This is a genomic window from Actinomadura chokoriensis, assembly GCF_039529475.1.
In the GTDB taxonomy this organism is placed as follows: domain Bacteria; phylum Actinomycetota; class Actinomycetes; order Streptosporangiales; family Streptosporangiaceae; genus Spirillospora; species Spirillospora bangladeshensis.
This window is the reverse complement of the sequence record NZ_BAAAMW010000004.1, coordinates 146,084-172,543: the sequence shown is the minus strand read 5'-3', so window position 1 is coordinate 172,543 and position 26,460 is coordinate 146,084. Positions and strand designations below refer to the sequence as shown.

The following is a 26,460-nucleotide window of genomic DNA, read 5'->3' as shown; positions in this document are numbered from 1 at the left end:
GGCCGCCGCTAGGTTGGCCCGATGAGCACCGACCTGCCCAAACTCTCCGCCCCGGCGACTCGGGCCCTCGCGGTCGCCGGCTACACCGACCTGGAGAAACTGGCCACGGCCCGCGAGAAGGACATCGCGGCGCTGCACGGCATGGGCCCGTACTCCATCAAGATCCTGCGCCAGGCCCTCCAAGACCACGGCCTGTCGTTCGCGGAGCAGTGAACCGTCCGACCCGGCTGGTAGATCTTCGGGGGTGAGCGTTGACGACTTCCTGAAGACGGCCCACAGCCTGCCCGAGGTGACCGAGAACGAGTCGTTCGGCGGCATGACCGCCTTCAAGGTGCGCGGCAAGGGCTTCGGCTACCTCAACGAAGCCGACGCGACCGCCATGCTCAAGGCCACCCGCGCCGAGCAGGCCGCGCTGATAGCCGAGTCCCCGGACGTCTTCTCCCCCTCGTGGGCCAGCGGCCGCTTCGCGTGGCTCTCGATAGACCTCACCAGAGTCGACCCAGGTGAACTGGTGGAACTGGTGACCGAGGCTTGGCGCCTGTCAGCCCCCAAACGCCTCGCCCAGACCATCGACCCGACCCACTGACCCCGCCAGGCGCATCGCGAGGAAGATGGCGGGCGTTCGCGATCCTCTCTCCGCCGCAGGTAGATGGACGGCATGGGCGAGCAGAGCTGCCTGACAAGGCTCTGCCACCTCCGACGCGACCAGGCGGCACGTGGCCGCGGCGGACGGTCCCTTGACATCAGCCGAGAGGAAACCTATATATGGAGTTGCAGGTTTCCTCTGGCACGAGGAACAGGTAGTCGGCGCCGGGGTGGGCGCCGAGGGTCTTCGGAGGTGATGGTCATGTTGCTGACGTCGATCGACCCGTTCGTGCAGGAGTTCGAGCGTCAGTTCGATCGGGCGATCCGCCAGGTCAGCGGGGCCGGCAGCGGGACCGGCATGCCGATGGACGGCATCCGCCGCGCCGACGACGTCGTCCTGCGGTTCGACCTGCCGGGCATCGACCCGGGCTCGATCGAGGTCACCGTGGACCGCGGCGTCCTGTCGGTGACCGCGCGCCGCGAGGAGGAGTTCGGCGAGGACGAGCGCGCGTTCGTCCGCGAGCGTCCGATGGGCTCGTTCACCCGCCGGGTCTACCTGTCGGAGCACCTGGACTCCGAGGGGATCGACGCGGCCTACGACAACGGCGTCCTGGCGGTCCGCATCCCGGTCATGGAGAAGGCGAGGCCGCGCAAGGTCGCCGTCCAGCAGACGGGCGGCGGACAGAAGGCGATCAAGAGCTGACCCCACGGATTCGGACGCGGCCCCGGACCCGCGACACCCCCCGCGCGGGCCGGGGCCACCCGGCGGCGCGGCGGCACGAGGAGGAACCCCCATGAGCCTGCCGTTCGACGACGAGCACGCCGCCCTGTTCACCGTGGGCCAGGTCGCGCAGATGCTGGACGTCCAGCAGGCGTTCCTGCGCCGCATCGACGACCACCACGTCGTCTCACCGGAGCGTTCCGCCGGCGGCCAGCGCCGCTACAGCCGCCGCGAGATCGGCCGCATCCAGGAGGTCGTCACCATGATGGGCGAGGGCATGACCCTGCCCGCCATCCGCCGCATCTTCGAGCTCCAGCACGAGGTGGCCGAACTGACGCGCGAACGCGACGAACTGGCCCGCCGCCTCGCCGCCCGCGACCGCGACACCTGACGGCACCGGCACCGGCACCGGCGGCGTCACCGCCGAAGGAACTCGTCGATCGTCGCGGCCTGGCCGAAGACGGCGTGGCCGACCTCCGGGAGCAGCCTCACCGTCGACTGCGGGACGCACTCATGAACACGCCGCGCCGTCTGCCGCGAGGCGAACATGGCGTCCCGTCCGCCGACGATCGCGAGCACCGGCATGCGGAGACCGCGCAGCGCGTCGTCGGGGAACACCGGGAGCTTCTCCCTGCGCGGGTTGAAGTGCGTGAACGTCAGGACGATGCCGTCGAGCACCTCACTCGCCTCGCCCTCCCTGAGGCCCGTGACGGTCATCGTCGACTCCCGCAGCCCGCCGCGCCGGAACGCGCGCCCCAGCAGGGTCGTGAACACCCAGCCGATCTTCTGCCGCCCCACCCCGCCGGGGCAGATCAGCACCAGGCGGGTCACGCGCTCCGGCCGCCGGATCGCGTAGTCGAGGGCCGTCCACCCGCCGAGGGACGCGCCGACGACCGCGGCGCCCGCGACTCCGAGCCCGTCGAGCACATCGTCCAGCCACAGCGCGACGGCATCGGTACCCAGCACGGGACGCGAGGGCGCGCTCAGCCCCGGTTCGCCGACGAGGTCGACGGCATGGGTGCGGAAGTGGCGCGACCACACCGCGACGTCGTCCCGCCACATGACCGCGTTCGCCCCCGAGCCGTGCAGCAGCACGAGGGGCGGCGCGTCCGGCGGCCCGGAGACCAGCACGAAGGTCTCCCCTTCGCGCGTCGGCACCTTGACCTGCTCGGCCGGCACGGGCCAGGCGTCCAGCGCCCGGCGGTAGTGGCCGAGCAGCTCGCTCTTCCCGGCCTCCGACTTGTAGATCACGCTCATGGCGTCCCGGCCAGCCGCGCGTCGAGCGCCTCCAGATCCGGGACGAACCACACGTGACCGGCCCGGTTCGACTCCCGCACCAGCGCACGCAGCGCCGAACTCTCGGCCATATGTGCGGAGATGTCGCCGACGACGGCGAGCTTCACCCCGTACTGGACGAACTTCTGCATGAGGTCACCCGCGAAACGGGTGCCGAGCGAGAAGAACCGCTCGTCCAGCCGGCCCGCGGGCACCGCCACCACCTCGGCGCCGAGGTAGGTCGCGCCGACCAGGTCGAGCCCGTCCTCCATGGTCGCGATCAGCGGACCGTCCGGGTCGCACACCAGCACCTGGACCCCGGCCCGCTCCTGCACCACATCAGTCATCGCCGGCCTCCCGTCCGAGCACGCCGCCCTCACCGAGCACGGCGTCGATCAACCGCAGCACCTCGGCCGTGGCCGCCGCACCACCGAGCAGCACGACCTTCAAGCGCTGCCCCTCCTCGTCATGGACGACCTGGATGTGCACCGGCCGCCCGGGGTCGGGCCCGCCCTGCGCGGCGCTCACCACCAGCGTGCCGAGCCGGTCCGCCAGGTGCCGGTCGACACCGTCGACCTGCACGATGCTCGACACTTCGACCCGCGCACCCGACCGTCCGCCGTGCTCCGGCCTACCGGTCAGCTCCTCCAGGTCGTCGCGCCCGATCCGGTACTGCTTGCCGATCCGGACGGCCTTGAGCCGCCCCTCCCGGATGTACCGCCGCACCGTCCGCACATGAAGCCCGAGAAGGTCCGCGACCTCCTCAACCGAGTACATCTTGTCGTCCATCACTCCCTAAGGTACGCGAAATAAGGACTGATAGGGAACTTTAGGGCCCACGCACTGGCCGAAACCGGGCCCGGCGTCGCGGCTGACCGCGGACGGACGTCAGCCGAGCCGGCCGGTCTCCCAGGCCCAGGCGGCGATCTCGACGCGGTTCCGGACGCCGAGCTTGTGCTGGACGCTCGCGACGTGGGTCTTGGCGGTGCCGGGCGTGATGCACAGCTCGGCGGCGATCTCCGCGTTGGTGCGGCCCCGCGCGACGAGGGTCGCGACCTCGGTCTCGCGGCCGGTGAGGCGCTCGTCGTCGGCGCGCGGACGGGGCGGGGCGAACCGGCGCAGCAGCCGGTTGGTGATCGTGGGGCTGATGAGCGCGTCGCCCGCCGCGGCGGCGCGGACGCCCTCCACCAGGAGCGTCGGCCCGGAGCGCTTCAGCAGGAAGCCGCAGGCCCCGTCGCGCAGGGCCGTGTACACGTACTCGTCGAGGTCGAAGGTGGTGACGACGAGCACCCGGAGCGGATCGGCCACGGACGGGCCGGCCAGCAGCCGGGTGACCTCCAGGCCGTCCATGCGCGGCATCCGGATGTCCGCGAGGACGACGTCGGGACGCACCCGCCGGGCCAGTTCGACGGCCGCGACGCCGTCGGCGGCCTCCCCGACCACCGCCATGTCGGGCTGGGCGTCCAGGATGATGCGGAAGCCACCACGGACGTCGTCCTGGTCGTCGGCGATGACGATCCGAGTGGTCATGGCAGCGATCGTAGTGGGATCAGCGCGAGCACCCGCCAGCCCCGGTCACCGGCCGGACCCGCACCGAAGTCGCCGCCGAGGGCCTCGACGCGCTCGGCGATCCCGGGCAGCCCGTGGCCGCTCCGCCGCCGCTCTCGCAGCACGCGCGCACGGCCCCGGGGGCCGTCGTCGGTGACGGCGACGCGGAGGGCGGGCCCGGCCGCGGTGACGGAGACGTCGACGGCGGTCGCGCCCGGGGCGTGCCGGCGGACGTTCGTCAGCGCCTCCACGACCAGCCGGTACGCCGTCGCCGCGACCTCGGGCGGAGGGGCGACGGCATCGTCCATCGCCAGCCGGGCCCGGGTGCCGTCCGACGCGCTGAACCTCTCCACCAGCGCGGGCAGGTCGGCCAGGCCGTGCGGGCCGTCGCGGGGACCCTCGTCGTGGAGCATGTGGACGGTGCGGTCCAGCGAGGCCATCGCCCGCGCCCCGGCCGCCTCGATCCGCTTGAGCGCCGCCGCTGTGTCGCCGCCGACCTGGGCGGCCTGCGCCTGGACGATCATTCCGCCGACCTCGTGCGCGACGAAGTCGTGCAGGTCGCGCGCCAGGTCGAGGCGCTGCGCGCGCCGCGCCTCGGCCACCGCCCGGGACCGCCGCGCGTCCAGCGACCGCAAGTACAGCCCGGTGCCGGCGGCGCCCGCCGCGCCGAGCCCGCAGAACAGGCAGCCGAGCACCGCGCCGAGCCCGCTCGCGGGCGGGACGACGTGCAGGGTCAGCCGCAGCGGGAGCACGGTCACCGCGGCGCCGGCCAGCACTCCCGCGAGCGCGGCGGGACGGGCCTCCGCGCGCCGCACCACCAGGTGGAGGACGACCGCCGCCGCGACCGACTCGGCCAGCCACCAGCCGGCCGTCCGGTTGCCGGCCGGCCCCTGGTAGGCCAGGGTCGCCGCCAGCGAGCCGGCTCCGGCCGCGCCCGCGATCGCGCCCGGCCGGGCGTCCGGGAACGCGAGCATGAGGACCAGCGCGGCGCCGGCCAGCCACGCCGGAGCGGTGATCAGCGGGCCCTCGCCCGGCGTGCCCGCGGCCGCGGCGGCGGCGAGGGCGGCGATCAGCGTCCCGGCCGCGATGGCGCGCGGCCTCCTCTGCCGAACGGCGGAGGAGCCCGCCGGGAAGATCTGCCGAACGGCCGATGCCCGGCCGGTGCCCTGATCGCGAGGCTTGTCCGTATGAACGGTCACAAGCGAATCGTACGAACCGGGCTGGCCGCTGCCGTGGTGGCCTGCCTCGCGGGCTGCGGCGCCACGGCCGAGGCCGGGCTGGCGGGCGCGCCGTCGGGATCGTCCGGCAAGGCGCTGCTGCGCGCCGATACGAACCGCGACGGGCGGCTGTCACCCGCCGACGACGCCCGGCGCGGGACGTGGACGGCGACTCGCGGCGCGATCATGCTGCCGAACCTCGACGACGACGCCTCACGCTGCCCCACGGCGGGCGAGAACGGCGAGCGGCTCACCGACGCCGCACTGGCCGCGTGCAACGACGCGTCCGACACGGTGGTGAACGGCGCGGCCGACGCCGCCGACCTGGCGCCCCTGGAGATCCCGGCGATGAAGGGGGTGTCCGGATCCGCGCGGGCGACGCTGCGGCCCGACGCCCGGTCGCGGAGCAAGGTGCGGATCTTCGTCCAGCGCGGCGGGCGCCTCACGGCCCTCGGCGCGGACGGCGCCGTCACGGCGGACGAGCTGCGGCGCGGGGTACGGCTCGCCGTCGAGGCCCGCGACGTCGTCCGCGACCCGGCCGCCTGGTCCGGGTTCAGCGACCTCACGCTGACGGTCGCCGACGGCGGCCGGACCCGGTCCGACAAGGTGCGGCTGCGCGTGGCGCCGGTCCTCTTCCAGCACGACCTCCTCCCCCTGGACCGCGCCGTCGTCGCGAACCCCAAGGCCCCCGTCACGCTGGAGAAGGGCAAGGCCCCCGACAAGCCCGTCAAGGGCCAGGAGGCGTACCGGCGCGACCTGCGCCGGGCACTGGACGCCGAAGGGCTGCGCAAACCGTTCATCGAGTCCCCGGCAGGGGGCGACCAGTGGATGGGCGACATGTTCAAGGCCGGCTACGCGTCCATGCCGGGGCCGGGCGGCAGGGAGCACCGCATCGTGGTGAACCTCAGGTCCCCGGCCGTGACGCCCGACTTCCCGGCCCGCGACCGTCCGCTGCGGGACGCGTCCCGTCCGGTGTTCACCATGATGCGCGGACCGGGCGTCGCCGGCATCCAGCAGTTCGACGCCACCGCGGTCGACCGTCCCGACGACAACCTGTACTACGGATCGGCCAGTTCGAGCGGCAACTTCGGGACGATCCCGCCCTACGGCAAGTACCGCACCGGCCGGATCGTCTACGGCGGCGAGGGCAAGTTCACGCCCGACGCGAAGTTCGTCCGGATGCTGGAGGCCCAGGGCTACCAGGACCCGATCGCCGTCGACGTGAGCTGGCTCGGCGTCGGCCACATCGACGAGTTCCTCCACTTCGTCCCCCGGCGCGGAGGCAAGGGGTGGGCCATGGTCATCGCGGACCCGCAGATGGGCATGGACCTGCTGAAGAAGGTCGCCGCCACCGGCGGCGGAGGGCAGCGGCTGGTCGAGGGCATCGCCCCGTCCAACACGCAGTTCCCCGGCCTCACGGTCGCCCAGGCCCTCCGCAAGCCGGAACTGGTGAACGGCACCCGCATCGCGGCGGCCGGCGTGGACCGAGCCCTCCGCCAGTTCCGCGAGAAGGCCGGCATCACCGAACGCGACGTCATCCGCGTCCCGGCGCTGTTCTCCAAGATCGACCTGCCCGACGACTACCCGCGCAAGAACCTGACCGTCACCTACCTGCCGGACGCCGCCAACGGCATCAGCACGGGTACCGGCGCATACCTCGCCCCAGCCCAGCACGGGCCACGCCAGGGCGGCCACGACGTCTTCCAGCAAGCCACAGAACAGGCACTGCGCAGCGCAGGCGTCCGCGTCCACTGGATCGAGGACTGGGACTACTCCCACTACGTCGGCACGGCCGGCGGCGACATCCACTGCGTCACCAACGTCCAACGCAACCTCACCACCACCTCCCCGTGGTGGCACCCCACCCGATGAAACAAGGACCGCCGCCACGCGGGTGACCGCCTCGGGTTGGCGCCACGTTCAGGTACCACTGGGGGTGCTTGCCGGTTCCGCCACGGGACGCGACGAGCCGGCGCACGCCGTCCCGCCCTCGGGCTGGCGGTGTCGTCGCCGCTGACGGTGGCCCTGCCCGCGCTCATCGCCGTGCTGGCACTGGAAGTGGCGCCGATCCGGGTCAAAGCGTCGTTCAGGCGGGGGTTTGGCGGGGGGTGGGGGGCATTTGCCACAGGCGGATGGTGTCGTCGGTGCCTGCGGTGGCCAGGGTCTTGCCATCGGGGCTGAAGGCCACTGAGCGGACGGTGCCCTCGTGGCCGGTGATGCGGTCGCCGTGGGGCTTGCCCGTGGCCACGTCCCATACCTGCACCGTCTGGTCGGAGCTGCCGGTGGCCAGGGTCTTGCCGTCAGGGCTGAACGCCACCGCGTTGACGTCCTCCGTGTGGCTGACGAAGGACTGGGGGAGCTGCGTGCGGGTGGCCACGTCCCATAGGCGCACGTCGTCGTGCTTGTCCTCGCCGGCACCGGCGATGAGCTTGCCGTCCGGGCTGAACGCCACCGCGAGGACGCCGCTGGTGTCGCCTTTGATGTCGCGGGCGCGAGGCTTGCGGCCTGACACGTCCCACAACACCACGTCGTAGGCGTCTCCGGCCAGGGTCCTGCCGACCGGGCTGAACGCGATCGAGTCGAAGGTGCCGCGTTGTTCGAGGGGTCCGCCGATGGGTCTGCGGGTGGACGCGTTGCGCAGCAGGAGGCTGCCGACGTCCGCGGTGGCCAGCAGCTTGCCGTCGGAGCTGAAGGCCACCGCCCGGACGGGGTCTTCGTGTTCGGTGAGGGGCTTGCCGATGGGGGCGCGGGTGGCCACGTCCCATATGCGGACGGTTTCGTCCCGGCTGCCGGTGGCCAGGGTCGTGCCGTCGGGGCTGAACGCCACCGACGTGACGTCTTTCTCGTGGCCGGTGAGGGGACTGCCGAGGGGTGTGCGGGTGGCGACGTCCCACAACCGGACCGTGCGGTCGTCGCTCACGGAGGCGAGGAGCTTGCCGTCCGGGCTGAACGCCACCGCGTTGACGGAGAGGGTGTGGCCGGCTAGCGGCTGCCCCATGAGGACCGGTGCGGTGGGAGGCGGTGACTTGATCCGGCGGGGCCGTCCGGACCCGCCGGGCCGGGTCGCCACGTAGCCGACCGGAACGGCCAAGGCGAGGGCCCCGATGCCCGCGGTCACGAGATAGGCGCGGCGGGACATCTGCGGGAGCGGCGGGACGGCCGGGTCCGGGACCGGCAGGGCGGGCTCCGTGATGGCGGGCGTCCCGGCCGCCTGCCCGGCGAGGGCCGCGAGGGCGGTGGCGGCGGCCCTGGCGGTGGGACGGTGCCGGGGGTCGCGGCGCAGCAGGTCCCGCAGCACCGGCGCCAGCCGCCGGGCGCGCTGGACGGGCGCGGGCTCGCCCCGGGCGATGGCCAGCAGCAGCGCCGCCATGCTGCCGCCGGTGAAGGCGGGGCGGCCCTCGACGGCGGCGTACAGGGTGGCGCCCAGGGACCACATGTCAGAGGCGGCCGTCGCCTCCCGGTCGTTGACCTGCTCAGGGGACAGATACGCGGGGGTGCCCAGGAGCGCGCCCGTGGCGGTGAGGGTCGTCTCACCGGGGACAACGGCGAGCCCGAAGTCGGACACCACGACCCGCGGGCCCTCCAGCAGGATGTTGGCGGGCTTGATGTCGCGGTGCACGATCCCCGCCTCGTGCGCGACGGCCAGCGCGTCGGCGATCTGGGCGCCGATGCGGGCGGCCTCCGCCTCGTCCAGCGGGCCGTTGTCGCGGAGGAGGTCGGCGAGGGAGCGGCCCCGGACCAGCTCCATGACGATCCAGGGCAGGCCGTCGTCGTCGTGGAACTGGTCGTAGACGGTGATCACGCCGGGGTGCTTGAGCGTCCCGACCGAGCGCGCCTCCCGCTCCATGCGCGCCACCAGGTGCTCGCGTTCCCCCGCCCCCAGGCCCGGGGGGAGTTTGAGCTGCTTGAGCGCCACGTCCCGGCGCATCCGCTCGTCGTGCGCGCGCCAGACGGCGCCCATGCCGCCCTCGCCCAGCACCTCGAGCAGCCGGTACCGGCCGAGCACGACTTTTCCCACGTCCTGCGTCACAGTGGCACATTAGTCACACGGGCCGCGCCCCGACAGCGTCGCGCGGCGGACGGTCACGCCGGGGTGCGGGGGCGGGCGGCGGGCGGGGTGAAGGTGCAGGGCAGGCGCTTGTAGCCGTTGATGAAGCCGGACATCAGGCGGTCGGGTTCCCCTGCGGCGATGTCGGGCAGGCGCGTGAACAGCTCGCGGAACATCACGGTGATCTCGCGCCGGGCCAGGTTGGCGCCCAGGCAGAAGTGCGGGCCGGGGCCGCCGAAGCCGACGTGCGGGTTCGGTGAGCGCAGGATGTCGAAGCGGTCCGGGTCGGTGAACACCGCCTCGTCCCGGTTCGCGGACCAGTAGAACAGCGTCACGCGCTCGCCCTTGCGGTAGGTGTGGCCGTTCATCTCGTAGTCGCGGGTGAGGTTGCGGCGCATGAAGATGACGGGACTGCTGTAGCGGACGATCTCCTCGATGGCCCCGCCGATGCGTCCGTCGAAGTCTTCAAGGAGCAGTGCGCGCTGGTCGGGATGTTCGGTGAACAGCTTCAGGCCGTGCGCGATCGCGTTGCGCGTGGTCTCGTTCCCGGCGACGACGAGGAGCAGGAAGAACGCGGCGAACTCGCGGGGGCTCAGCCGCTCGCCGTCGACGTTGGCGTTCACCAGGGCCGAGGTGAGGTCGCCGGTGGGCGTCTTACGGCGTTCGCGTCCGAGCTTGAAGGCCAGCCGGTGCAGCCGCCAGCCCGCCGACGCGATCGTGCCCAGCATGCGGATCGTGGCGAGCTTGCCGATCTTCGGGCCGCCGGCCCCGTACTCGAACGCGGCGCCCACGTACTCGGGGTCGCTGTAGCCGACGATGATGTTCGTCCACTCCACGACCCGGCGGTGGTGCTGGACGGGGATGCCGAGCATGTCGCAGATGACCTCGACCGGCAGCCGCGCCGCGCACTGGGACACGAAGTCGCCGCCGCCCGCCTCGATCAGCTCGTCCACGATCCGGGCGGCGCGCCGGGCGATGTCGTCCTCGGCCTTGGCGAGCATCTTCGGGGTGAACGCCCGGGACACGATCCGGCGGATCTTGGCGTGCCGCGGGTCGTCCATGTCGATCATCGAGTTGAAGTACTTGTCCATCCAGCGCGGCATGTCGGCGGGGCTGGTGGCGCTGGGCTCGCTGCTGAACACCTCCGGGTGGCGGCTGGCCTCGGTCACCTCGGCGTGGTGGGTCAGCGCCCAGGACCCCGGGCTCTGCGGGAGGAACGGCAGCTTCGGCAGGACGAGGAACACCGGCTTCGGCTGGGCGCGCAGCACCGCGAACGCCTCCGCCCGCTCGTGGAGGGGACGCGTCCAGAAGCGCAGGTCGCTCAGGTCGATGTCCGCCGGCGTCAGCTGTCGGGGGGTCTCCGTGGCCACCGGACCTCACGCTCCCGTCTCGTCGTGATTCTGGTGACGCGTGGCACCAGATATCTGGTGTTCAGCGTCCCCAGATCTGGGGGTGAAGTCAAGGGATGGGGCACAATCTGGGCTGTGACCTCCGAGCCCGCACCCGAGCGCCCGTACCGCGGCGTGCCCGCCGACCAGCGCCGGGCCCGCCGCCGGGCCGCGCTGCTGGCGGCCGGGCTCGAACTGCTGGGCACGCGGGGCTGGGCCGCCGCGACCGTCCGGAAGGTGTGCGCCGAGGCGGGGCTCAACGACCGCTACTTCTACGAGAGCTTCCCGGACCGGGACGCCCTGCTCCTGGCGGTCATCGACGACCAGGTCGCCCGCGGCACCGACGTGATCCTGTCCGCCGCCCGCGAGGCCCCCCGCGACCCGCAGGCCCGCACCCGCGCCGTGGTGACCGCCATCCTCGACTTCCTGACCGGCGACCCGCGCCGCGCCCACATCCTCACCCACGCGTTCCCGGCCTCACCCCTGCTCCAGCGGCGCCGCATCGAGATCGTCCGGACGATGGCCGCGATCTTCGCCGCCCAGACCCACGAGACCCTCGACCAGGTCCTCCTCCCCGACATCGACGTCGAACTGACCGGCCTGACGTTGACCGCCGGCCTCTGGGAGGTCTTCACCACCTGGTTCCGCGGCGACCTGAACATCGACCGCGACCACCTCATCGACTACACGGTCGCCCTGATCCTCACCACCACCGAACTCGCCACCCCCCTCCACCACCGCCTCCACTAGCGCGGCACCGACGCCTTCACATGCGGCGTGTCGCCCTTATACGGCCGCCCGATAGGGCAACCCGCCGCAAGCGAAGGGGTGTCAGGGGGCGATGTCCAGGGTGGCGGTTTGGGCGAAGGCTTCCAGTTGCTCTAGGTAGTGGGCGAGGGAGGTGTGGCGGACGGTCAGGTTGATGTGGGTTGCGCCTGCTTGTTCGGCCGTGGTGATGATGTCGGCTGCGCGGGATGGATCGGCCATGGGGTCCAGGCGTTCGCCCGGGGTGAAGAGGACGTTGAAGTCGTCCGGCAGGTTGTGGCGGTCGAGCATCTCGCGCATCAGTTCGGGGGTGGGGCCTCGGAACGACTGGGGTGCCGGGGCCCAGCCGTCGCCCAGGGTCACCGCGCGGCGGAGGGCTCGTTCGCTGTGGCCGCCGATCCACATCGGGACCTTGGGCTGGACGGCGTGCGGGTCGACCACCATGTCCTGGAACTCGAAGTACGGGCCCTTGTACGACACCACCCGTCCGGACAGGGCGGCGCGCAGCGCTTTCAGGGCGTCGTCGGCGCGGGGGCCTCGGTCCTCGAAGGGAGCGCCGAGCAGGTCGAACTCCTCCTTCAGGTTCCCGACGCCGAACCCGAGGATCAGCCGGCCGCCGCTCAGGTGGTCGAGTGTCCCGTACCGCTTGGCGATCTCCAGCGGGTGGTAGAAGGGCAGCACGAGGACGTACGGCAGGAAGCGGAGACGGCTCGTCTGCCCGGCGAGGAACGAGAACGTCGCGAGCGGGTCGTAGAAGCGTTCGCCGCGCGGCAGGCCCGGCGGGACGGCGACATGGTCGCCGCAGGTCATGAACTCGTAGCCGAGCCGGTCGGCGGCCCGCGCGACCTGGACGAGTTCGGCGGTGCCCGCCTCGGCCTCCCAGGCCGGGCGCTTTCCCGCCAGTGCCACGATCGGCGAGCTGATTCCCACTTTCACGCGCTTGCCTCCGTTCCCCGCAACGTCCGCTGGAGCCGGTAGAGCGGGTCGTCGCCGTCCCGGCTGCCGGACGGTCCCGCGGCCTCCTTGGGCATCAGCCGGCCGGCGTCGGACCTCGTCCACTCCCGGACGGCCCACCGCTCGGCGATCGCCCACCGCCCGTCCCGCCAGGCCATGTGGTCGACGAACCGCACACCGCTGGTGAAGTTGAGCCGGGGGTCGCCGGCGGGCTCACCCCAGTGGACGGACGTCCCGTACGTCTCGCTGATCGCGGTGTCGCCGAGCAGCTCGACCAGATGGTTCGCGACGATGTGCATCGTCCCGCCGCGTCGGGCCCGCAATTTCGGCTCGACCCAGGCGATGTACTCGTCCAGCGTCCCGTCGAAGCCGGTGTGGTGGTCGATCGCGTCCGGGTGGTACGCCGACCGGACGAGATCGAAGTCCAGCCGATCGATCCCCCGGCAATAGCGCAGGACGACGTCGTGAATGTCGCGGCGGTCGGTCCATTCGCTGCGCTCTGCCTCCATGACAGAAGAGCGTCCCGGTCCCGGTCGGGGACCGCCCCGCAGATCCCGCTCTACGGGACCCGGCGGTCATGGCCGGCCGGCGAAATCCGCGATGTCGGCGAGGACGGGCCGGTAGTCGTCGGTGGTGTCCACGACGAGGGTCGGCAAATCCATACGAATGGGGACGTAGGCGTCCAGCGAGTGGCGGCCGTCGGCGATCGCCTCCAGCAGGTCGAGGTCGCCGTGGGCCGCCCGATGGTCCTCCTTGACCCGCTGGACGATCCGCTCGTGCGCGACGGCGCTCTCCACCGTGCACCGGACGACGCGAACGTCGGCCAAGGCGGTGAGCGGCTCCAGGTTCGGCCGCCACACCCGGTCCTGGTAGGCCGCCTCGGCGACGACGGTGACGCCCGCCTCCAGCAGGAGCCTCAGGACGCCGAAGAAGGCGTGCACGGTCGGCAGGTTGAGCGGGTCGTCGCCACCGCCCCGGTACCCGGGCGTGGCCAGGACCATGCCCTGCTTGATCTCGTCCCGGATGACGGCGGGGCACCCCAGAACCCCGGCGAGCCGGTGCGCCAGAGTCGTCTTGCCCGTCCCCGGACCACCGCTCACCACCACCAACGTCGGCAACCCCATGACGCAACCCTCCCACGCCGTCCGGCCGCGGAAGGGCCGTTCGCGCGACCGTCAGGGCGGTGAGCGGCTCCAGATCAGGCCACCGGGGCGGGGCGTCAGGACGGGATGCGGGTGAGCACGCGGCGGTTCGTCCGGGTGGCGTGCTTCTGGTGCCTGTCCTTCGGCATGCCCGTCGGGGCGAGGCGCACCTCGATGCGGCCGCCCTCGATGCGGGTCTCGTAGCAGGGCTGCGGGGTGCTGGCCGGGCCGCGCCGGACGCTGCCGTCGGCGAACCGGAACGTGCTGCCGTGCCACGGGCAGGTGACGCAGCCCTGCTCGAACGTGCCCTCGCCGAGCGGGCCGCCCATGTGGCTGCAGGTGGCGGCGAGGCCGTACACCTTCCCGTCCATCTTGTGGAGCAGGACCTGCACGCCGGCCGCGTCGACCACGCGGTGCCGGCCCTCGGTCAGTTCGTCCGCGCCCATCACCGGCGTCCAGTCCTCCGGGCCCTCCTGCCAGGCGGTGTGGTTGACGTTGACGCCCTTGACGAACGACAGGTGCCCGCCCAGGTACGCGCCCACCGACATGACGCCGAACCCGGCGTAGCCCAGTGCCTTGCCCGTAGTCCGGTCGCCCTTGGCGCGCATGATGGCCGACGCCGTGTACAGGGAGAGCGCCATCGTGTTGACGGTCGCGTGGACGAACCCCACCCGGCGGTCGCCCTCCAGGGTGTCGGACCAGTCGTTCAGCCCGGTGAGGGCGGTCGGCACGGCGGAGGCGATCCCGGTCACCACCAGCATGTCCGCGGCCATCTCGTCCTCGCGGCGCCCCACGGCGTCCAGGAGCCCGGCCATGGTCCAGGCGCCGATCGTCACGTCGGTGAGCGACGGATGCAGCGGATGGCCGAGGTTCGTCCCGCTGAGCAGGTTGCGGATCAGCCGCGGCCGTACCGCCGCCTGGACCGCCTTGCTCACCGGCTTGGCGACCCCGTCGAGCGCCTTCGTCCGTTCCAGCCGACGCACCATTCTCTGCGGCATGCTCATCCCGGCCTCCCCCAGGGCAGACATCATTTAGTCCGCTCCTATCCCCCCAGGCCCCCTCAAAACCACACCCCGCGCGCGACCGGTCACGCGCCCGTGCCGGCATGTCCCGCCGCCCTGCGAAGACGGGTGAGGACGTGGCGAGCGTCGGCGCCGACGCCGCGCAGAGTCGCCGAGGCGAAGGAGCGCTGCCATTCCAGACCGACGTAGCCGAGGCCGGGGACGGTGGTCGAGACGCCGGCGCGCTGGAGGGGCGTCCCGTGCTCGTCCAGGGCTCCGAGCCCGGCCAGGTAGCCGGCGTCGGGCCGGTATCCGGTGGCGAGCAGCACCACGTCCACGTGCTCGCGGACGCCGCCCTCCCAGACGGCGTCCTCGCCGTCCAGCCGGACGAACAGGGGACGCCGGTCGGGGTTCCCCGATGCGATCGCGGTCCGGTAGGTACCGGTATCCATCACCGGAGTCGCCTTGCCGCCGGCCAGCAGGGGACGCGCCCAGCCGGCGGTGTCCAGGCCGGTGCGCCACAGCCAGATGTGGACGTCGCGGCCCGCGATGCGCTGGGGCATGAAGCGGAGCGGACGCCGGGTGGCCAGCGTGACGTCGGCGACGGCGGCGAGCTCGATCGCGATCTGCACCGCCGAGTTCCCGCCGCCGACGACCACCACCCGCTTCCCGGCGAACGGCTCGGGACGCCGGTAGTCGGACGCGTGCAGCACCGTCCCGCTGAAGGCGTCCAGGCCCGGGAGCGGCGGACGGTGCGGGCGGCTGAACGCGCCCGTCGCGGCGATCACCAAGGGCGCCGCGACCACGTCCCCGGCGGCGGTGACGGCCTCGAACACGCCTTCCGTACGGGTGATCCGCTCGACGCGGTGGCCGGTGCGGATGTCGGCGTCCAGCCGTGCGGCGTAGCCGGCCAGGTAGGCGACCACCTCGTCGCGCGCCGGGTAGCGGTCGGGGTTCCCCGGGAAGGACGAGCCGGGCAGCGCGCTGCGGCGCGCCGGGGAGAACAGGGTGAGGCTGTCGTAGTAGTGCGGCCAGGAGCCGGCCGGCCGGTCCCCGGCCTCCAGGACGACGGGGGCCAGGCCGAGCGTGCGGGCGGTGTGCGCGGTGGACAGTCCGGCCTGTCCGCCGCCGATGACGAGCAGTGGCGCGGTGCGTGCGGTCATGCGGCGCAACATATCATCATTTCGCAATATAACAATATGTCGAGCGGACGCGTAGGCTGCCCTGCGATGGAGGGGGTGTCGTGGCCGAAGCCGAGGCCCGGCTCGGGGCCGGGGCGCGCGAGTTCCTCAAGGCGCTGGCGAGCGAGCAGCGGCAGGCGATGCTGGAGCTGTTCGCCGGCGGGATCGAGCTGACCGTCGGCACCGTAGCCGAGCGCCTGGGCATCGCGCAGCCGACGGCCTCCCAGCAGCTGGCGCTGCTGCGGCGCGGCGGCCTGCTGACCTCCCGCAGGGAGGGCAAGCAGGTCTACTACGGCATCGACGCCCGCGCCATCGACCGGTCGCTGACCGAACTCCGGACCTACCTGAGCACCTGCTGCCCGCCCGGCTGACCGGGCCGGACAATCGGCTTGCCGGCCACCGCCGCACCGCGCGGCAGCACCTGCCGTCGCCGTCCCGGCAGGGCGCTCCGGAGTGGAGCACCCCGACCGGGCTAGGAGTTGTGGGCGGACGCGGACGCGGAGGCCGGGGTGCCCTCCTCGTCGAGCTGGCGGACCTGGCGGTAGACCTGGCCGCGCAGGTGGGCGAACTCGGGGAGTTCCTTCGTGGTGAGCTGGTCGCGGGGCCGCGGCAGGTCGACCTCGATGATCCCGCGGACGCGGGTCGGGCGCGGGGTCAGGGCGATGATCCGGTCGGCCAGGTAGACCGCCTCGTCGATGTCGTGCGTCACGAAGACGACGGTGACGCCGTAGTCGTGGCGGAGCTTGAGGGTGAGGTCCTCCAGGTCGGCGCGGGTCTGCGCGTCGAGGGAGGCGAACGGCTCGTCCATCAGCAGGATCTGCGGCTCGTAGGCGAGGGCGCGGGCGATCGCGACGCGCTGCTGCATGCCGCCCGAGAGCTGCCACGGGTACCGCTTGCCGGCGTCGGCGAGGCCGACGGCGGACAGCGAGTCGGCGATGAGGCTCTGCTTCTTCTTCCGGTCCAGCCGCTTGCGCCGCAGCGGGAAGGCGATGTTCTCCTCCACCGTCATCCACGGGAAGAGCGACCGGCTGTAGTCCTGGAAGACGATCGCCATATCCTCGGGGGTGCGGTCGAGCGGGCGGCCCTCCACGCGGACCTGGCCGCTGGTGGCGGGCATCAGCCCGGACAGGCAGCGCAGCAGCGTCGTCTTGCCGCAGCCGGACGGGCCGACCACGCACAGGAACTCGCTGCGCGCCACGGTGAAGCTGATCTCGTCGATCGCCCGCACCGCCTGGTCGCCGGTTCCGTAGACCTTGCCGAGGCCGTCGACCTCGAGCATCGGCGCTCCGTCGGTCATCAAGATGCTCCCTTTCGTGCTCCGTGGTGCCAGCGCAGCGCGCGACGCTCGATGGTGGCGAAGGCGAGGTTGAACAGGTAGCCGAGGATGCCGAGCAGCACCATCCCCGACCACATCTCCGGGATCGCGAAGGTCCGCTGGGCCTCCAGGATGAAGTAGCCGATGCCGCGGGTGCTCGCGACCATCTCGCTGATCACCATCAGGATCAGCGAGAGCGACAGCGCGACGCGCACCCCCGCGAAGATCTGCGGCGCGGCGGCCGGCAGGACGACGTGCAGGAGCTGGTCGCGGCGGCTGACGCGGTAGGCGCGGGCGCTGTCGAGCAGGCCGGGCTCGACGCCGCGCACCCCGTCGATGGTGTGCATCAGGACGGGGAACAGGGCGACCATCAGGATGATGAACACCTTCATGCCCGTCCCGACGCCCAGCACGACGATGCCGAACGGGATCAGCGCGGGCGGCGGGATCGCCCGGACGAACTCGATGACCGGTGCGAGCGCCGTGCGGAGCTTGCGGACCAGGCCGATGAGGACGCCGAGCGGCACCCCGATGGCGATCGACAGCGCGAAGCCGGAGAACATGTTCGTCAGGCTGGGGACGACGTCCGAGCCGACCCGGTCGAACAGCCACGTCTCCCGGAAGACCGAGAGGATCTTGGTCAGCGGCGGGTAGAAGATGTTCGCGCTGCCGGCCGACCACAGCCCCCAGCCGAGCAGGACGAGGACGGGCGCCGCGATCTGGACGGCGAGGAGCAGCGTGCGGCGGCTCACTGGACGACCTCCTGGGCTCGCTGGGACGGATGCCACCGCAGCAGCCGCTTCTCGATCGCGACGAACACGAGGTTCAGCAGCACGCCGAGCAGCCCGGTGGCGATGATGAGCGCGTACATGAGCTCGTACTGGCCGCCCGCCTGCGCGACCGTGATCGCCTGCCCGAGGCCGGGCGCGCCGATCACCAGCTCGGCGGTGACGCAGAGGATCAGCGCGGTGGTGGACGCGACGCGCAGCCCGGTGGCGATGTAGGGGACGGCGCTCGGCAGCACCACCGACAGCAGCCGGTCGTGCGGGCGGGCCCGGAACGAGCGCGCGGTCTCCAGGGCGACGGGTTCGACGTCCTTCATGCCGTAGATGGTGGCGATGAGGACGGGCCAGGCGGCCGCGAACGTGGCGAGGAAGATCTTGCTCTGCAGGCCGGTGCCGAGCACGAGGACGACGAGCGGGATCAGCGCGACCGACGGGATCGGCCGCAGGAACTCGATCACCGCGGTCGTGGCCGCGTGCAGGACGGTGCTGGAGCCGATCGCCATGCCGAGCAGCACGGCGATCACCACGGCGAGGCCGAAGCTGATCGCCCAGCCCTGCAGGGTGTGGCCGACCGCCGTCCACAGCTCGCCGCCGCCGGCGAGCTCGGCGAGCTGCCGCAGGTCGCTGGATATGCGCGGGAACGTCCGCTCCGGCAGCAGCCCGGCGACGGTGGCCAGTTCGAGGGCGGCCATCACCGCCAGGAGGCCGGCGGCGCCGAGCAGCGCGTCGGTGAACTTCGGCGATAGCTGGAGCCGCCGTCTCGCTCCGGGACTGACTGACGTCGACAAGGTCGAGGTCCGGGTCAACGGGAACTCCTTCCGGGTACGGCCCCGCCGCATCCGCATCGGTGGGTCGGCCGACCCTGGCCACGCGCGGTGCGCGTCGCGGCGAGTCGCAACACCGCGGACCGTTCGCATGGCAGGGTTGCCGCGGCAGGGTCGCGATCAAGCCCTATAATGACGGTATTAAGCATGATGATTATCTGTCAAGGCATGGTGGCTCCCGGCTGCGTGCTCGCTGACCGGCCGCTATCCGACCCGACCTACCTGGGGAGCACCCGTTGAGTCGTCCCGAGCAGACCGACCGCACCGAGTGGCGGCTGTCGCGCGCCGAGGCCATCGCCCGCGAGATCGAGCGAAAGATCATCGAATCCGCGCTGCCGGACGGCAGCCGCCTCGGCACGAAGGAGGACGTGCGCCAGGAGTACGGCGTCGCGGTCGGGACCGTCAACGAGGCCGTCCGGCTGCTGGAGACGCGCGGCGTGGTGTCGGCCAAGCCGGGCCCCGGCGGCGGGCTGTTCACCCTCCGCACCCCGGGCCACGTGCGCATCAACCACCTGATCCTCGGCCTGCGCGAGAACGGGATCACCAGCGCGCAGTGCCTGGCGGTGCGCGACGCGCTGGAGGAGCCCATCCTCATGGAGGCCGCCGCGCACCGCACCGACGAGGACCTCGCGGAGCTGCGCGAGCTGCTGGAGCACATGGACGAGCAGCGCACCGACGCCGCCGAGTTCCTGCGCGCCAACTGGGCGGTGCACCGGCGGCTGGCGGAGATCACCCCCAACGTGGTGCTGCGCGTCATCTACACGACGATGCTCGACATGATCGAGAACGAGATCGAGCACGTCAGTTCGGACGAGCTGTTCACCGCCGGCAAGACCTTCCGCGCCCACGTGGCGCTGGTGGACGCGGTCGAGTCCCAGGACGCCGCGAAAGTCCGCCGCGCGGTCCGCCGCCACAGCCCCCCGACCTCGGTCATCTCCTAACCCCGCCCTCCCCTCCCCCGTCCGCCCCGCCCACCCGTCCCATCCCGTTGATCTGCGGCGTGTTGTTGTTATGGAGGCGCTCATAACAACAACACGCCGCAGATCAACGAAGCGGGTGGGGTGGGGTGGGTCAGGTTTGGTGGTGTAGGGCGCCGTCTACTGCGGTTGCCAGTACTGGTACGTCGCGTAGCTCGTGTGGGGGGCATTGGGTCGGGTCGGCGCCCAGGGCCACCCAGTCGGCGCGCATGCCGGGACGCAGCACGCCGACCGCGTGGTCGTTGAACGCGGCGTAGGCGGCGTCGGACGTGTACATCCGCAGGGCGGCGTCCACGTCCAGGCGCTCGTCGGGGCCCAGCGGTCCGCCGCTCGGCGCGTGGTGGCGGGTCACCGCCTGCCAGATGCCGCGCAGCGGCTGGAACGGGGTGACCGGCGAGTCCGAGCCGCCCGCCAGCCGGACGCCCGCGCGGTGCCAGGTGGCCAGCGGCGTCGCGGACGCGGCGGTCGCGCGGTCGAGCTGGGAGATGAGCCGGTCGGCGAACTGCTCCTGCATCGTCGGCTGCGTCGCCACGACCACGCCGAGCCGGCGGGCGTCGGCCATGTTCTGCTCGGACGGCGTCAGGTACGCGTGGATCGCCTGGCAGCGCAGCGGCTTCACCGGGGCCACGCGGTCGGCGTGGTCGAGGACGTCGAACAGCAGGTCGAGCGCCCCGCCGCCGACGGCGTGCACGCCCAGCGACCAGCCGTGCCCCACCAGGCCCGCCGCGAGCGTGCGCATCGAGTCGGGGTCGAGCAGCAGCTGGCCGTGGTCGCCGCACCGGCCCGGCCACGGCTCGCGCAGGTAGGCGGTGCCGAGCGAGCCGCCGCCGTCCAGGAACACCTTCACCGGGCCGAGGCGCAGCCGGTCGTCGCCGAAGCCCGACCGGACGCCGATGCCCGACAGCCGCGCGATCTCGTCCTCGACGGACGCGCCCGCGACCAGCAGCGGCATCGCGGTCACCCGCAGCGGCAGCTCGCCGTCCTCGTTCATGCCCTGGTAGGTGGCGAGCTCCTCGGTGCGCAGGCCCGGCTCGATCACCGAGGTGAGGCCGGCGGCGAGGGCCTGCTCGGCCGCGGCGGCGATGCCGATGCGCCGGGTCCGGTCGTCCTGCGGCGGCATGTGCCGGCGCACCAGCTCGATCGCCGGGGGCTCGATCAGCACGCCGGTGAGGCGCCCCGCCCCGTCGCGGCCGAGGCGGCCGCCGGGCGGGTCCGGCGTGCCGTCGGTGAGACCGGCGATGGCCAGCGCGGCCGAGTTCGCCGCGCCCTCGTGGCCGCAGCGCAGGATCAGCACCGGACGGTCGGGGCAGGCGCGGTCGAGCTCTTCGCGCGTCGGCAGGCGCCGCTCGGCGACGTCCTCGATCTCCCACCCGTCGGACGACACCACCCACGGGGCCTCGGGGTGGGCGTCGGCCCAGGCGCGCGTCGCCCGGACGATGCCCTCGATGCTGCGCTCGCCCGCCAGGTCGAGCAGCACGTGCGCGAGGCCCGTCCACAGCAGGTGCATGTGGGTGTCGATCAGCCCCGGCAGGACGGTCGCGTCACCGAGGTCCAGCACCGGCGCGTGCTCGCCGAGCGCGGCGCGGGCCTCGCCGAGCGAGCCGGCGGCGGCGATGCGCCCGCCGCGGACCGCGAGCGCCTCCGCGCGCGGCCGCGCGGCGTCCATGGTGATGACGGAGCCGGCCCGGACGATGTGGTCGTCTGCATGATTCCTCATAACGATTGTACGTTATCAGGGCGGTTCGACCTGGCGACACCGTTGACTGGTGAATCATAATGATGATAATCGTTCGACCTTAAGCGGCGCCTGATGCCGCGTCTCCGCTCAGAGGAGTGAAGCCATGATGGGAACGATTCGACGGCGTCGACTCCGGGTGGGCCTCGCGGCGCTCGCGGTCGGCGTGGCCGCCGCCGGGTGCGGTTCGGGGGGCGCCTCCGGCACGACCGACGCCGGCGGCGTGACCACGGTGAAGGTCGGCCTGATCCCGATCACCGATGTCGCCCCGCTGTACCTCGGCGTCCGGCAGGGGTTCTTCAGCGCCCAGAAGCTCAAGGTCGAGCCGCAGCTGGCCGCGGGCGGCGCGGCGATCGTGCCGGCCGTCGTCAGCAACAGCAACCAGTTCGGGTTCTCCAACAACGTGTCGCTGATCATCGCCAAGAGCAAGGGCGTGCCGCTGCAGGCGATCACGCCGGGCGTCGGCATCGCGCCGGACAACAACAAGGCGTGCCAGGTGCTCGTCCCGAAGGACAGCAAGATCCGCGACGTCAAGGACCTGACCGGCAAGACCCTCGCGGTCAACACGCTCAACAACATCGGCGACGTCACGATCCGCGCCGCGCTGGAGAAGAAGGGCGTCGACCCGGAGGCCGTGAAGTTCACCGAGATCGGCTTCCCCGACATGGTCACGGCGGTCGAGACGGGCCGCATCGACGCGGCCTGGGAGTGCGAGCCGTTCGTCACCTCGCTGCAGGAGCGCGGTGCCCGGTCCGTCCTGAACAACTACGCCGAGACCCACCCGAACCTGGCGGTGGCCTCGTACTTCACCTCGGAGGCCTACGCCAAGAGCAACCCGGACGTCGTGCGGCGGTTCGACGCGGCGGTGCGGCAGTCGCTGGAGTACGCCAACGCCCACCCCGAGGAGGTCCGCAAGATCCTGCCCTCCTACGCCAAGATCCCCGCCGACCAGGCGGCCAAGATCAACATGATCGCCTGGCCGACCACGTTCCAGCGGGACTCGATCGAGGAGCTGGTGCGGCTGACGCAGAAGTACAAGCTCATCGAGAAGCCGGTCGGCCTGGACGACCTCATCCAGGAGCCGAAGGGCTGACATGACGAGAAGGCGGGCCGGACGGCGACGTCCGGCCCGCCTTTCGCGTTGTGCCGTAGACCTAGACGGCCGCCTCGCGGCGCAGCTCCGCCGACATCTGCTCCCGGACGCGCAGCCGCCCCTCCGCCACGCGCGCCGGATGCAGGTACTCGGCGAACGGGGACGCGGCGACCGCCGCCTCCTCGTCCTCGCCGCCCGCCGCTTCGAGCGCGATCAGGAACCGCAGGCACGCGGCCATGTCGCCGAACACGCCCGGACCGCCGGCGGGGCCGTGGCCGGGCACCACGATCGGCGCCGCGGTGCGGCCGAGGTCGCGCAGCGCCCGCAGCCAGCCCCGCACGTCCGCGTTCCACATCGACGGCCAGTGCCCGTTGAACGCGAGGTCCGCGACGAAGGACACGCCGTCGTCCGGGACGGTCAGCACCAGGTCGCCCTCGGTGTGCGCCGGGCCCATCGGGGTCAACTCGACGTCGACGCCGCCGAGTTCGACGCGCGCCGGCCCGGTCAGCCCGATCGTCGGGGTCACCTTGGCGCCGCCGCGGATGTCCTGCGCCTGGTGCGGGCGCAGCCGCTCGAAGATCTCGACCTGGCGCGCCCATTCGCGCTGCTCGGCGGCCTGCGTGGACGCGGTCGCGACGATCGTCGCACCGCGGAACGCGCCGTTGCCGAAGACGTGGTCGCCGTGGAAGTGCGAGTTCACGACGATGAGCTCTTCCACCCGCGCGCCCGTCGCCTCGACGACGGTCCGTGCGAACTCCTCCCCGTACGCGGGGGTGACGCGGGTGTCGAACAGCAGCACGCGCTCGTCGCCGATCACGATGCCGGCGTTGGCGGCGCCGGCCGCCTCGCTCTCGATCGCGAGCACCCGGGTGCTCAGCCTGCGGACGCGGGCGTCCGCGAGCGCACGCCCGTCCAACCGGTCCGCCGCGGCCTCCGGGTCACGACGCAATGAGCTCACCGAAGTCGGGCTGCCGCTTGATGAGGCCGGCCTCGTGCGCCAGGCGTCCGACCAGGTCGAGGCCGTTGGCCTTCGGGTCCAGGGTCGCGCTCCAGCCGGGCAGCGTCATCTTCGCGGCGGCCTCCGCCGGGATCTTCGTGAACGTCGTGACGATCGTGCGGACCTCGTCCGGGTGCGCGGACGCGTACTCCAGCGACTCGTTCATCGCGGCCTGGAAGTCCTTCACGACCTTCGGGTTCTGCTTCGCGAACTGCTCGGCGGTGAAGTAGTTCGCGATCGTGATCCGGTCGGCGAGCGCCGGGTACTGGTGCAGGACGACCCGGTCCCCGGACTGCTTCGCCTGGTACAGGAACGGCTCGGTCTGGTAGGCCGCGTCGACCCGGCCGGCGGCGAGCGCCGCGTTGACGTCCGGGAAGCCGATCTCCATGAACTTGATCGTCTTCGGGTCGACGCCCTGCTTCTGCAGCGCGCCGGAGATCAGCAGGCCGCCGATGTTGTTGAGCGCGTTCACCGCGATCGTCTTCCCGGCGAGGTCGGCGGGCGTGCGGATCGGGCTGTCCTTGGCGACGATGACGCCCTCGAAGTCCTTGGACTCCCCCGGCCCGGCCTCCGATCCCTGCGCGACGATCGTGATGGGGAGGCCCTTGTCGCGGGCCGTCATCAGCGTCACCGGGTTGCCGAAGCCGAACTGCTGCTGCCCGCTGACGACCGCCGGGACGATCGCCGCCCCGGACTGCGTCACCTGCGGTTCCAGCTTGAGCCCGTGCTTCTCGAAGACGCCCTTCCGCACGCCGAGGTACAGCGGGGCGAGGGCCGCGATCGGCATGACGCCGACCTTGACGGTGGTGATCCCGGACGCGTCCGCGCTCGTCCCGGACGAGCCGGACCCGCAGCCGGCGAGCGCGGCGGCCGACAGCGCGACCAGCCCGGCGATGGCCGGGAGGGCCTCACGCCTGTTGAGCATCTGTCCCCACTCCCCTCACGGACGCGGTGCCGAGACCGGCGACGTCCACCTCGACGCGGCCCGGCGGGAACGGGGCCGCGGCGGTGGCGCCGCCGGCGAGGACGACGTCCCCGGCCCGCAGCGGCATGCCCTGGCGGCGGGCGATCTCCAGCAGCGCGGGCAGGGCCCGGTCGGGGTGCCCGAGGATGGCGGAGGTGGAGCCGGTCTCGACGACCTCGCCGCCGACGGTGAGCCGGACGGCGAGGTCGCCCAGGTCGGCGCCGAGCGGCCGCCAGGGCCCGACGACGAACCCGGCGGACGAGGCGTTGTCGGCGATCACGTCGGGCAGGCTGAACCGGAAGTCGCGGTACCGGGAGTCGATGATCTCCAGCGCGGGCGCGACCGCGTCGACGGGCAGTTCGTCGTCGTCGGGGGTCACGTCGCGGGCGATGCGGTAGGCGACCTCGGGCTCGACGCGCGGGTGGATGAAGCGGCCGAGCGCGACCTCGCCGCCGTCCTCGACGCGCATGGCGTCGGTGAGCCGTCCGACGATCACCTCGGACACGCCCATCTGCGCCATCTTCGCCTTGCTGGTGAAGCCGAGCTTGAGCCCGGCCGGACGCTCGCCGCGGGCGAGGCGGCGGGCGATCACCGCGTCCTGGATCGCGTACGCGTCGGCGGGGGTGAGCCCGGCGGGGAGCTGCTCGACCGCGGTGGCGGTGTGCTGAGCGGTGTCCAGGCGTTCCGCCGCCAGGTCGAGTGCACCGGTGTCCGTCGTCATGTGGTGGCCTTCTCCGTCTGGGAGCCGCGCCGGTGGATGCGTCCGACCGGCGGATATCCCACGTAGTTCTCACAGAAGTTCTTCATCGCCGCCTCGGACGTGCAGACGTGCTTCAGCTCGGCGTGCTGCAGCCGCCACTCCATCGGGCTGCTCGGGTTGTGGTGCAGCAGCGACGTCATGGAGCGCGAGAACTGCTGCGCGCGCCAGACGCCGCGGAGCGCGTCGTCGGAGTACCGGTCGAGGGCGGCGGCGTCGCCGGACTCGTACCAGGTGCACAGCGCGTCGGCGAGCAGCCGGACGTCCGCGGCGGCGAGGTTGAGGCCCTTCGCGGCCGTCGGCGGGACGATGTGCGCGGCGTCCCCGGCGAGGAACAGCCGGCCGTACTGCATCGGCTCCACCACGAAGCTGCGCATCGCGGTGATGCTCTTCTTCGTGACGGTGCCCTCGGCGAGCGTCCAGCCGTCGTCGGTGCCGAGCCGCGTCCGGAGCTCGCTCCAGATGCGGTCCTCGGGCCAGGCGGCCAGGTCCTCGTCCGGCGGGACCTGGAGGTAGAAGCGGCTGACCTCGGTCGACCGCATGCTGTGCAGGGCGAACCCGCGCTCGTGGCACGCGTAGATCAGCTCGAACGTGGACGGCGGGACGTCCGCGAGCACGCCGAGCCAGGCGAACGGGTAGTCGTGCTCGTACGACGTCAGCACCCCGGCGGGGATCGACGTGCGCGACACCCCGTGGAAGCCGTCGCAGCCCGCGATGAAGTCGCAGGCCAGGACGTGCTCGGTGCCGTCCGCCGCGCGGTAGCGCACCTTCGGCGCGTCGGTGTCGACGCCGTCGAGGCGGACGTCGTCGACGTCGAACTCCAGCGGGAGCCCGGACGCGACCCGCGCCTCGATCGCGTCCCGGACGATCTCCTGCTGGCTGTACATCACGGCGGTGCAGCCGCCGGTCAGCTCCGCCATCGGGATCCGGTAGCGCTGCCGGTCGAAGCGCATCTCGAACGCGTGGTGGACGGCCGCCTCCCGGTTCATCCGGTCGGCGAGGCCGAGCTCGTCCAGGAGCCGGGCGGTGCGGTCCTCCAGCATGCCCGCCCGGATCCGGCCCTCCACGTAGGCGCGGGTCCGGTGCTCCAGGATCACCGCGTCGACCCCGGCGAGCTCCAGCATCCGGCCGAGGAGCAGGCCCGCCGGGCCCGCCCCGATGATGGCGACCTGTGTTCGTTCCATGTCT

At 72.4% G+C, this 26,460-nt stretch carries 29 protein-coding genes and 1 pseudogene; 9 read left to right on the top strand and 21 right to left on the bottom strand.

All coding sequences use genetic code 11. The annotated features are described in order from the left end of the window. Positions 1-21 precede the first annotated feature (21 nt). The 4 genes from ABFX46_RS11420 to ABFX46_RS11405 all read left to right on the top strand — a co-directional run bounded on the left by ABFX46_RS11420 (position 22) and on the right by ABFX46_RS11405 (position 1,697). Positions 22-213, top strand: coding sequence for a helix-hairpin-helix domain-containing protein (locus tag ABFX46_RS11420; protein WP_346041730.1), 192 nt, complete (start codon positions 22-24; stop codon positions 211-213). 31 nt (positions 214-244) lie between these two features. Continuing rightward, positions 245-586 carry an MmcQ/YjbR family DNA-binding protein gene (locus tag ABFX46_RS11415; protein WP_346041729.1) on the top strand — a complete coding sequence of 114 codons (342 nt, stop codon included), beginning with the start codon at positions 245-247 and terminating at the stop codon, positions 584-586. A 261-nt stretch (positions 587-847) separates the two neighbouring features. Next, the gene (locus tag ABFX46_RS11410) at positions 848-1,288 is read left to right on the top strand and encodes an Hsp20/alpha crystallin family protein (RefSeq protein WP_346041727.1); all 441 of its coding nucleotides are present in this window, start codon (positions 848-850) and stop codon (positions 1,286-1,288) included. Between the two features lie 91 nt (positions 1,289-1,379). Next, a complete protein-coding gene (locus tag ABFX46_RS11405) occupies positions 1,380-1,697 on the top strand; it encodes a MerR family transcriptional regulator (protein WP_346041726.1) in 318 nt (105 codons plus the stop codon). Positions 1,698-1,723: 26 nt separating this feature from the next. Here ABFX46_RS11405 and ABFX46_RS11400 read toward each other — a convergent pair whose 3' ends face one another. From ABFX46_RS11400 to ABFX46_RS11380, 5 genes are all read right to left on the bottom strand, one after another. After that, positions 1,724-2,563 (bottom strand): alpha/beta fold hydrolase, encoded by an 840-nt coding sequence (locus tag ABFX46_RS11400; RefSeq protein ID WP_346041725.1) that lies wholly within the window; start codon positions 2,561-2,563, stop codon positions 1,724-1,726. Then, positions 2,560-2,928 (bottom strand): DUF4180 domain-containing protein, encoded by a 369-nt coding sequence (locus ABFX46_RS11395; RefSeq protein WP_346041724.1) that lies wholly within the window; start codon positions 2,926-2,928, stop codon positions 2,560-2,562. Before ABFX46_RS11395 ends, ABFX46_RS11400 begins: the two co-directional genes overlap by 4 nt. Then, the gene (locus tag ABFX46_RS11390; protein ID WP_346041723.1) at positions 2,921-3,370 is read right to left on the bottom strand and encodes a helix-turn-helix domain-containing protein; all 450 of its coding nucleotides are present in this window, start codon (positions 3,368-3,370) and stop codon (positions 2,921-2,923) included. Before ABFX46_RS11390 ends, ABFX46_RS11395 begins: the two co-directional genes overlap by 8 nt. Before the next feature lie 99 nt (positions 3,371-3,469). After that, positions 3,470-4,111 (bottom strand): response regulator, encoded by a 642-nt coding sequence (locus tag ABFX46_RS11385; protein ID WP_346041722.1) that lies wholly within the window; start codon positions 4,109-4,111, stop codon positions 3,470-3,472. Further along, positions 4,108-5,328, bottom strand: coding sequence for a sensor histidine kinase (locus ABFX46_RS11380; RefSeq protein ID WP_346041721.1), 1,221 nt, complete (start codon positions 5,326-5,328; stop codon positions 4,108-4,110). The genes ABFX46_RS11385 and ABFX46_RS11380 overlap by 4 nt, the downstream gene beginning before the upstream one ends. Here ABFX46_RS11380 and ABFX46_RS11375 point away from each other — a divergent pair. Then, on the top strand, positions 5,317-7,218 hold the full coding sequence (locus ABFX46_RS11375) for a protein-arginine deiminase family protein (RefSeq protein WP_346041720.1): 1,902 nt from the start codon (positions 5,317-5,319) through the stop codon (positions 7,216-7,218). The two genes, ABFX46_RS11380 and ABFX46_RS11375, sit on opposite strands and share 12 nt — an antisense overlap. Here the strand turns inward: ABFX46_RS11375 and ABFX46_RS43480 are convergent. The 3 genes and pseudogenes from ABFX46_RS43480 to ABFX46_RS11365 all read right to left on the bottom strand — a co-directional run. Continuing rightward, positions 7,181-7,342: pseudogene (locus tag ABFX46_RS43480) on the bottom strand (hypothetical protein); the annotation flags it as partial. The gene ABFX46_RS11375 and the pseudogene ABFX46_RS43480 sit on opposite strands and share 38 nt — an antisense overlap. Before the next feature lie 90 nt (positions 7,343-7,432). Beyond that, on the bottom strand, positions 7,433-9,376 hold the full coding sequence (locus tag ABFX46_RS11370; RefSeq protein WP_346041719.1) for a WD40 repeat domain-containing serine/threonine protein kinase: 1,944 nt from the start codon (positions 9,374-9,376) through the stop codon (positions 7,433-7,435). Positions 9,377-9,429: 53 nt separating this feature from the next. Next, positions 9,430-10,764 (bottom strand): cytochrome P450, encoded by a 1,335-nt coding sequence (locus ABFX46_RS11365; protein ID WP_346041718.1) that lies wholly within the window; start codon positions 10,762-10,764, stop codon positions 9,430-9,432. Positions 10,765-10,878: 114 nt separating this feature from the next. Here ABFX46_RS11365 and ABFX46_RS11360 point away from each other — a divergent pair, with 114 nt between their 5' ends. Beyond that, positions 10,879-11,532 carry a TetR/AcrR family transcriptional regulator gene (locus ABFX46_RS11360; protein ID WP_346041717.1) on the top strand — a complete coding sequence of 218 codons (654 nt, stop codon included), beginning with the start codon at positions 10,879-10,881 and terminating at the stop codon, positions 11,530-11,532. Between the two features lie 81 nt (positions 11,533-11,613). On the opposite strand, the gene ABFX46_RS11355 is transcribed toward ABFX46_RS11360, so the two are convergent. The 5 genes from ABFX46_RS11355 to ABFX46_RS11335 form a co-directional block, all read right to left on the bottom strand. After that, positions 11,614-12,483 (bottom strand): LLM class F420-dependent oxidoreductase, encoded by an 870-nt coding sequence (locus ABFX46_RS11355; RefSeq protein WP_346041715.1) that lies wholly within the window; start codon positions 12,481-12,483, stop codon positions 11,614-11,616. Then, positions 12,480-13,010, bottom strand: a complete 531-nt coding sequence (locus tag ABFX46_RS11350; RefSeq protein ID WP_346041714.1) for a nuclear transport factor 2 family protein — start codon at positions 13,008-13,010, stop codon at positions 12,480-12,482. The genes ABFX46_RS11355 and ABFX46_RS11350 overlap by 4 nt, the downstream gene beginning before the upstream one ends. A gap of 66 nt (positions 13,011-13,076) precedes the next feature. Continuing rightward, the gene (locus ABFX46_RS11345; protein WP_346041713.1) at positions 13,077-13,625 is read right to left on the bottom strand and encodes a P-loop nucleotide/nucleoside kinase family protein; all 549 of its coding nucleotides are present in this window, start codon (positions 13,623-13,625) and stop codon (positions 13,077-13,079) included. Positions 13,626-13,720: 95 nt separating this feature from the next. Next, entirely contained in the window at positions 13,721-14,647 is a 927-nt protein-coding gene (locus tag ABFX46_RS11340) for a Rieske (2Fe-2S) protein (protein WP_346041712.1), read from the bottom strand. A gap of 83 nt (positions 14,648-14,730) precedes the next feature. After that, on the bottom strand, positions 14,731-15,807 hold the full coding sequence (locus tag ABFX46_RS11335; RefSeq protein ID WP_346041711.1) for a flavin-containing monooxygenase: 1,077 nt from the start codon (positions 15,805-15,807) through the stop codon (positions 14,731-14,733). An 80-nt stretch (positions 15,808-15,887) separates the two neighbouring features. Between ABFX46_RS11335 and ABFX46_RS11330 the strand changes: the two genes are divergently transcribed. Continuing rightward, the gene (locus tag ABFX46_RS11330) at positions 15,888-16,196 is read left to right on the top strand and encodes an ArsR/SmtB family transcription factor (protein WP_346041710.1); all 309 of its coding nucleotides are present in this window, start codon (positions 15,888-15,890) and stop codon (positions 16,194-16,196) included. A 101-nt stretch (positions 16,197-16,297) separates the two neighbouring features. Here ABFX46_RS11330 and ABFX46_RS11325 read toward each other — a convergent pair whose 3' ends face one another. The 3 genes from ABFX46_RS11325 to ABFX46_RS11315 are packed head-to-tail and all read right to left on the bottom strand — an operon-like array spanning position 16,298 to position 18,731. Then, complete coding sequence (locus tag ABFX46_RS11325) at positions 16,298-17,122, bottom strand: ABC transporter ATP-binding protein (RefSeq protein ID WP_346041709.1); 825 nt, start codon at positions 17,120-17,122, stop codon at positions 16,298-16,300. Further along, positions 17,122-17,892 carry an ABC transporter permease gene (locus ABFX46_RS11320; RefSeq protein WP_346041708.1) on the bottom strand — a complete coding sequence of 257 codons (771 nt, stop codon included), beginning with the start codon at positions 17,890-17,892 and terminating at the stop codon, positions 17,122-17,124. Before ABFX46_RS11320 ends, ABFX46_RS11325 begins: the two co-directional genes overlap by 1 nt. Further along, on the bottom strand, positions 17,889-18,731 hold the full coding sequence (locus tag ABFX46_RS11315) for an ABC transporter permease (protein ID WP_346041707.1): 843 nt from the start codon (positions 18,729-18,731) through the stop codon (positions 17,889-17,891). The genes ABFX46_RS11320 and ABFX46_RS11315 overlap by 4 nt, the downstream gene beginning before the upstream one ends. 254 nt (positions 18,732-18,985) lie before the next feature. On the opposite strand from ABFX46_RS11315, the gene ABFX46_RS11310 reads away from it, so the two are divergent. Continuing rightward, positions 18,986-19,690, top strand: a complete 705-nt coding sequence (locus ABFX46_RS11310; protein WP_346041706.1) for a FadR/GntR family transcriptional regulator — start codon at positions 18,986-18,988, stop codon at positions 19,688-19,690. A gap of 130 nt (positions 19,691-19,820) precedes the next feature. Here ABFX46_RS11310 and ABFX46_RS11305 read toward each other — a convergent pair whose 3' ends face one another. Next, entirely contained in the window at positions 19,821-21,443 is a 1,623-nt protein-coding gene (locus tag ABFX46_RS11305) for an amidohydrolase (RefSeq protein WP_346041705.1), read from the bottom strand. 124 nt (positions 21,444-21,567) lie between these two features. Between ABFX46_RS11305 and ABFX46_RS11300 the strand changes: the two genes are divergently transcribed. Beyond that, positions 21,568-22,554 carry an ABC transporter substrate-binding protein gene (locus ABFX46_RS11300; RefSeq protein WP_346041704.1) on the top strand — a complete coding sequence of 329 codons (987 nt, stop codon included), beginning with the start codon at positions 21,568-21,570 and terminating at the stop codon, positions 22,552-22,554. Between the two features lie 61 nt (positions 22,555-22,615). On the opposite strand, the gene ABFX46_RS11295 is transcribed toward ABFX46_RS11300, so the two are convergent. The 4 genes from ABFX46_RS11295 to ABFX46_RS11280 are packed head-to-tail and all read right to left on the bottom strand — an operon-like array spanning position 22,616 to position 26,456. Continuing rightward, on the bottom strand, positions 22,616-23,512 hold the full coding sequence (locus ABFX46_RS11295) for an MBL fold metallo-hydrolase (RefSeq protein WP_346041703.1): 897 nt from the start codon (positions 23,510-23,512) through the stop codon (positions 22,616-22,618). Continuing rightward, on the bottom strand, positions 23,493-24,476 hold the full coding sequence (locus tag ABFX46_RS11290; protein WP_346041702.1) for an ABC transporter substrate-binding protein: 984 nt from the start codon (positions 24,474-24,476) through the stop codon (positions 23,493-23,495). Before ABFX46_RS11290 ends, ABFX46_RS11295 begins: the two co-directional genes overlap by 20 nt. Continuing rightward, positions 24,460-25,236: a 2-keto-4-pentenoate hydratase gene (locus ABFX46_RS11285; RefSeq protein WP_346041700.1), complete on the bottom strand. Its 777-nt coding sequence runs from the start codon at positions 25,234-25,236 to the stop codon at positions 24,460-24,462. Before ABFX46_RS11285 ends, ABFX46_RS11290 begins: the two co-directional genes overlap by 17 nt. Beyond that, positions 25,233-26,456, bottom strand: coding sequence for a 4-hydroxybenzoate 3-monooxygenase (locus ABFX46_RS11280; protein WP_346041699.1), 1,224 nt, complete (start codon positions 26,454-26,456; stop codon positions 25,233-25,235). The genes ABFX46_RS11285 and ABFX46_RS11280 overlap by 4 nt, the downstream gene beginning before the upstream one ends. Between the last annotated feature and the right edge of the window lie 4 nt (positions 26,457-26,460).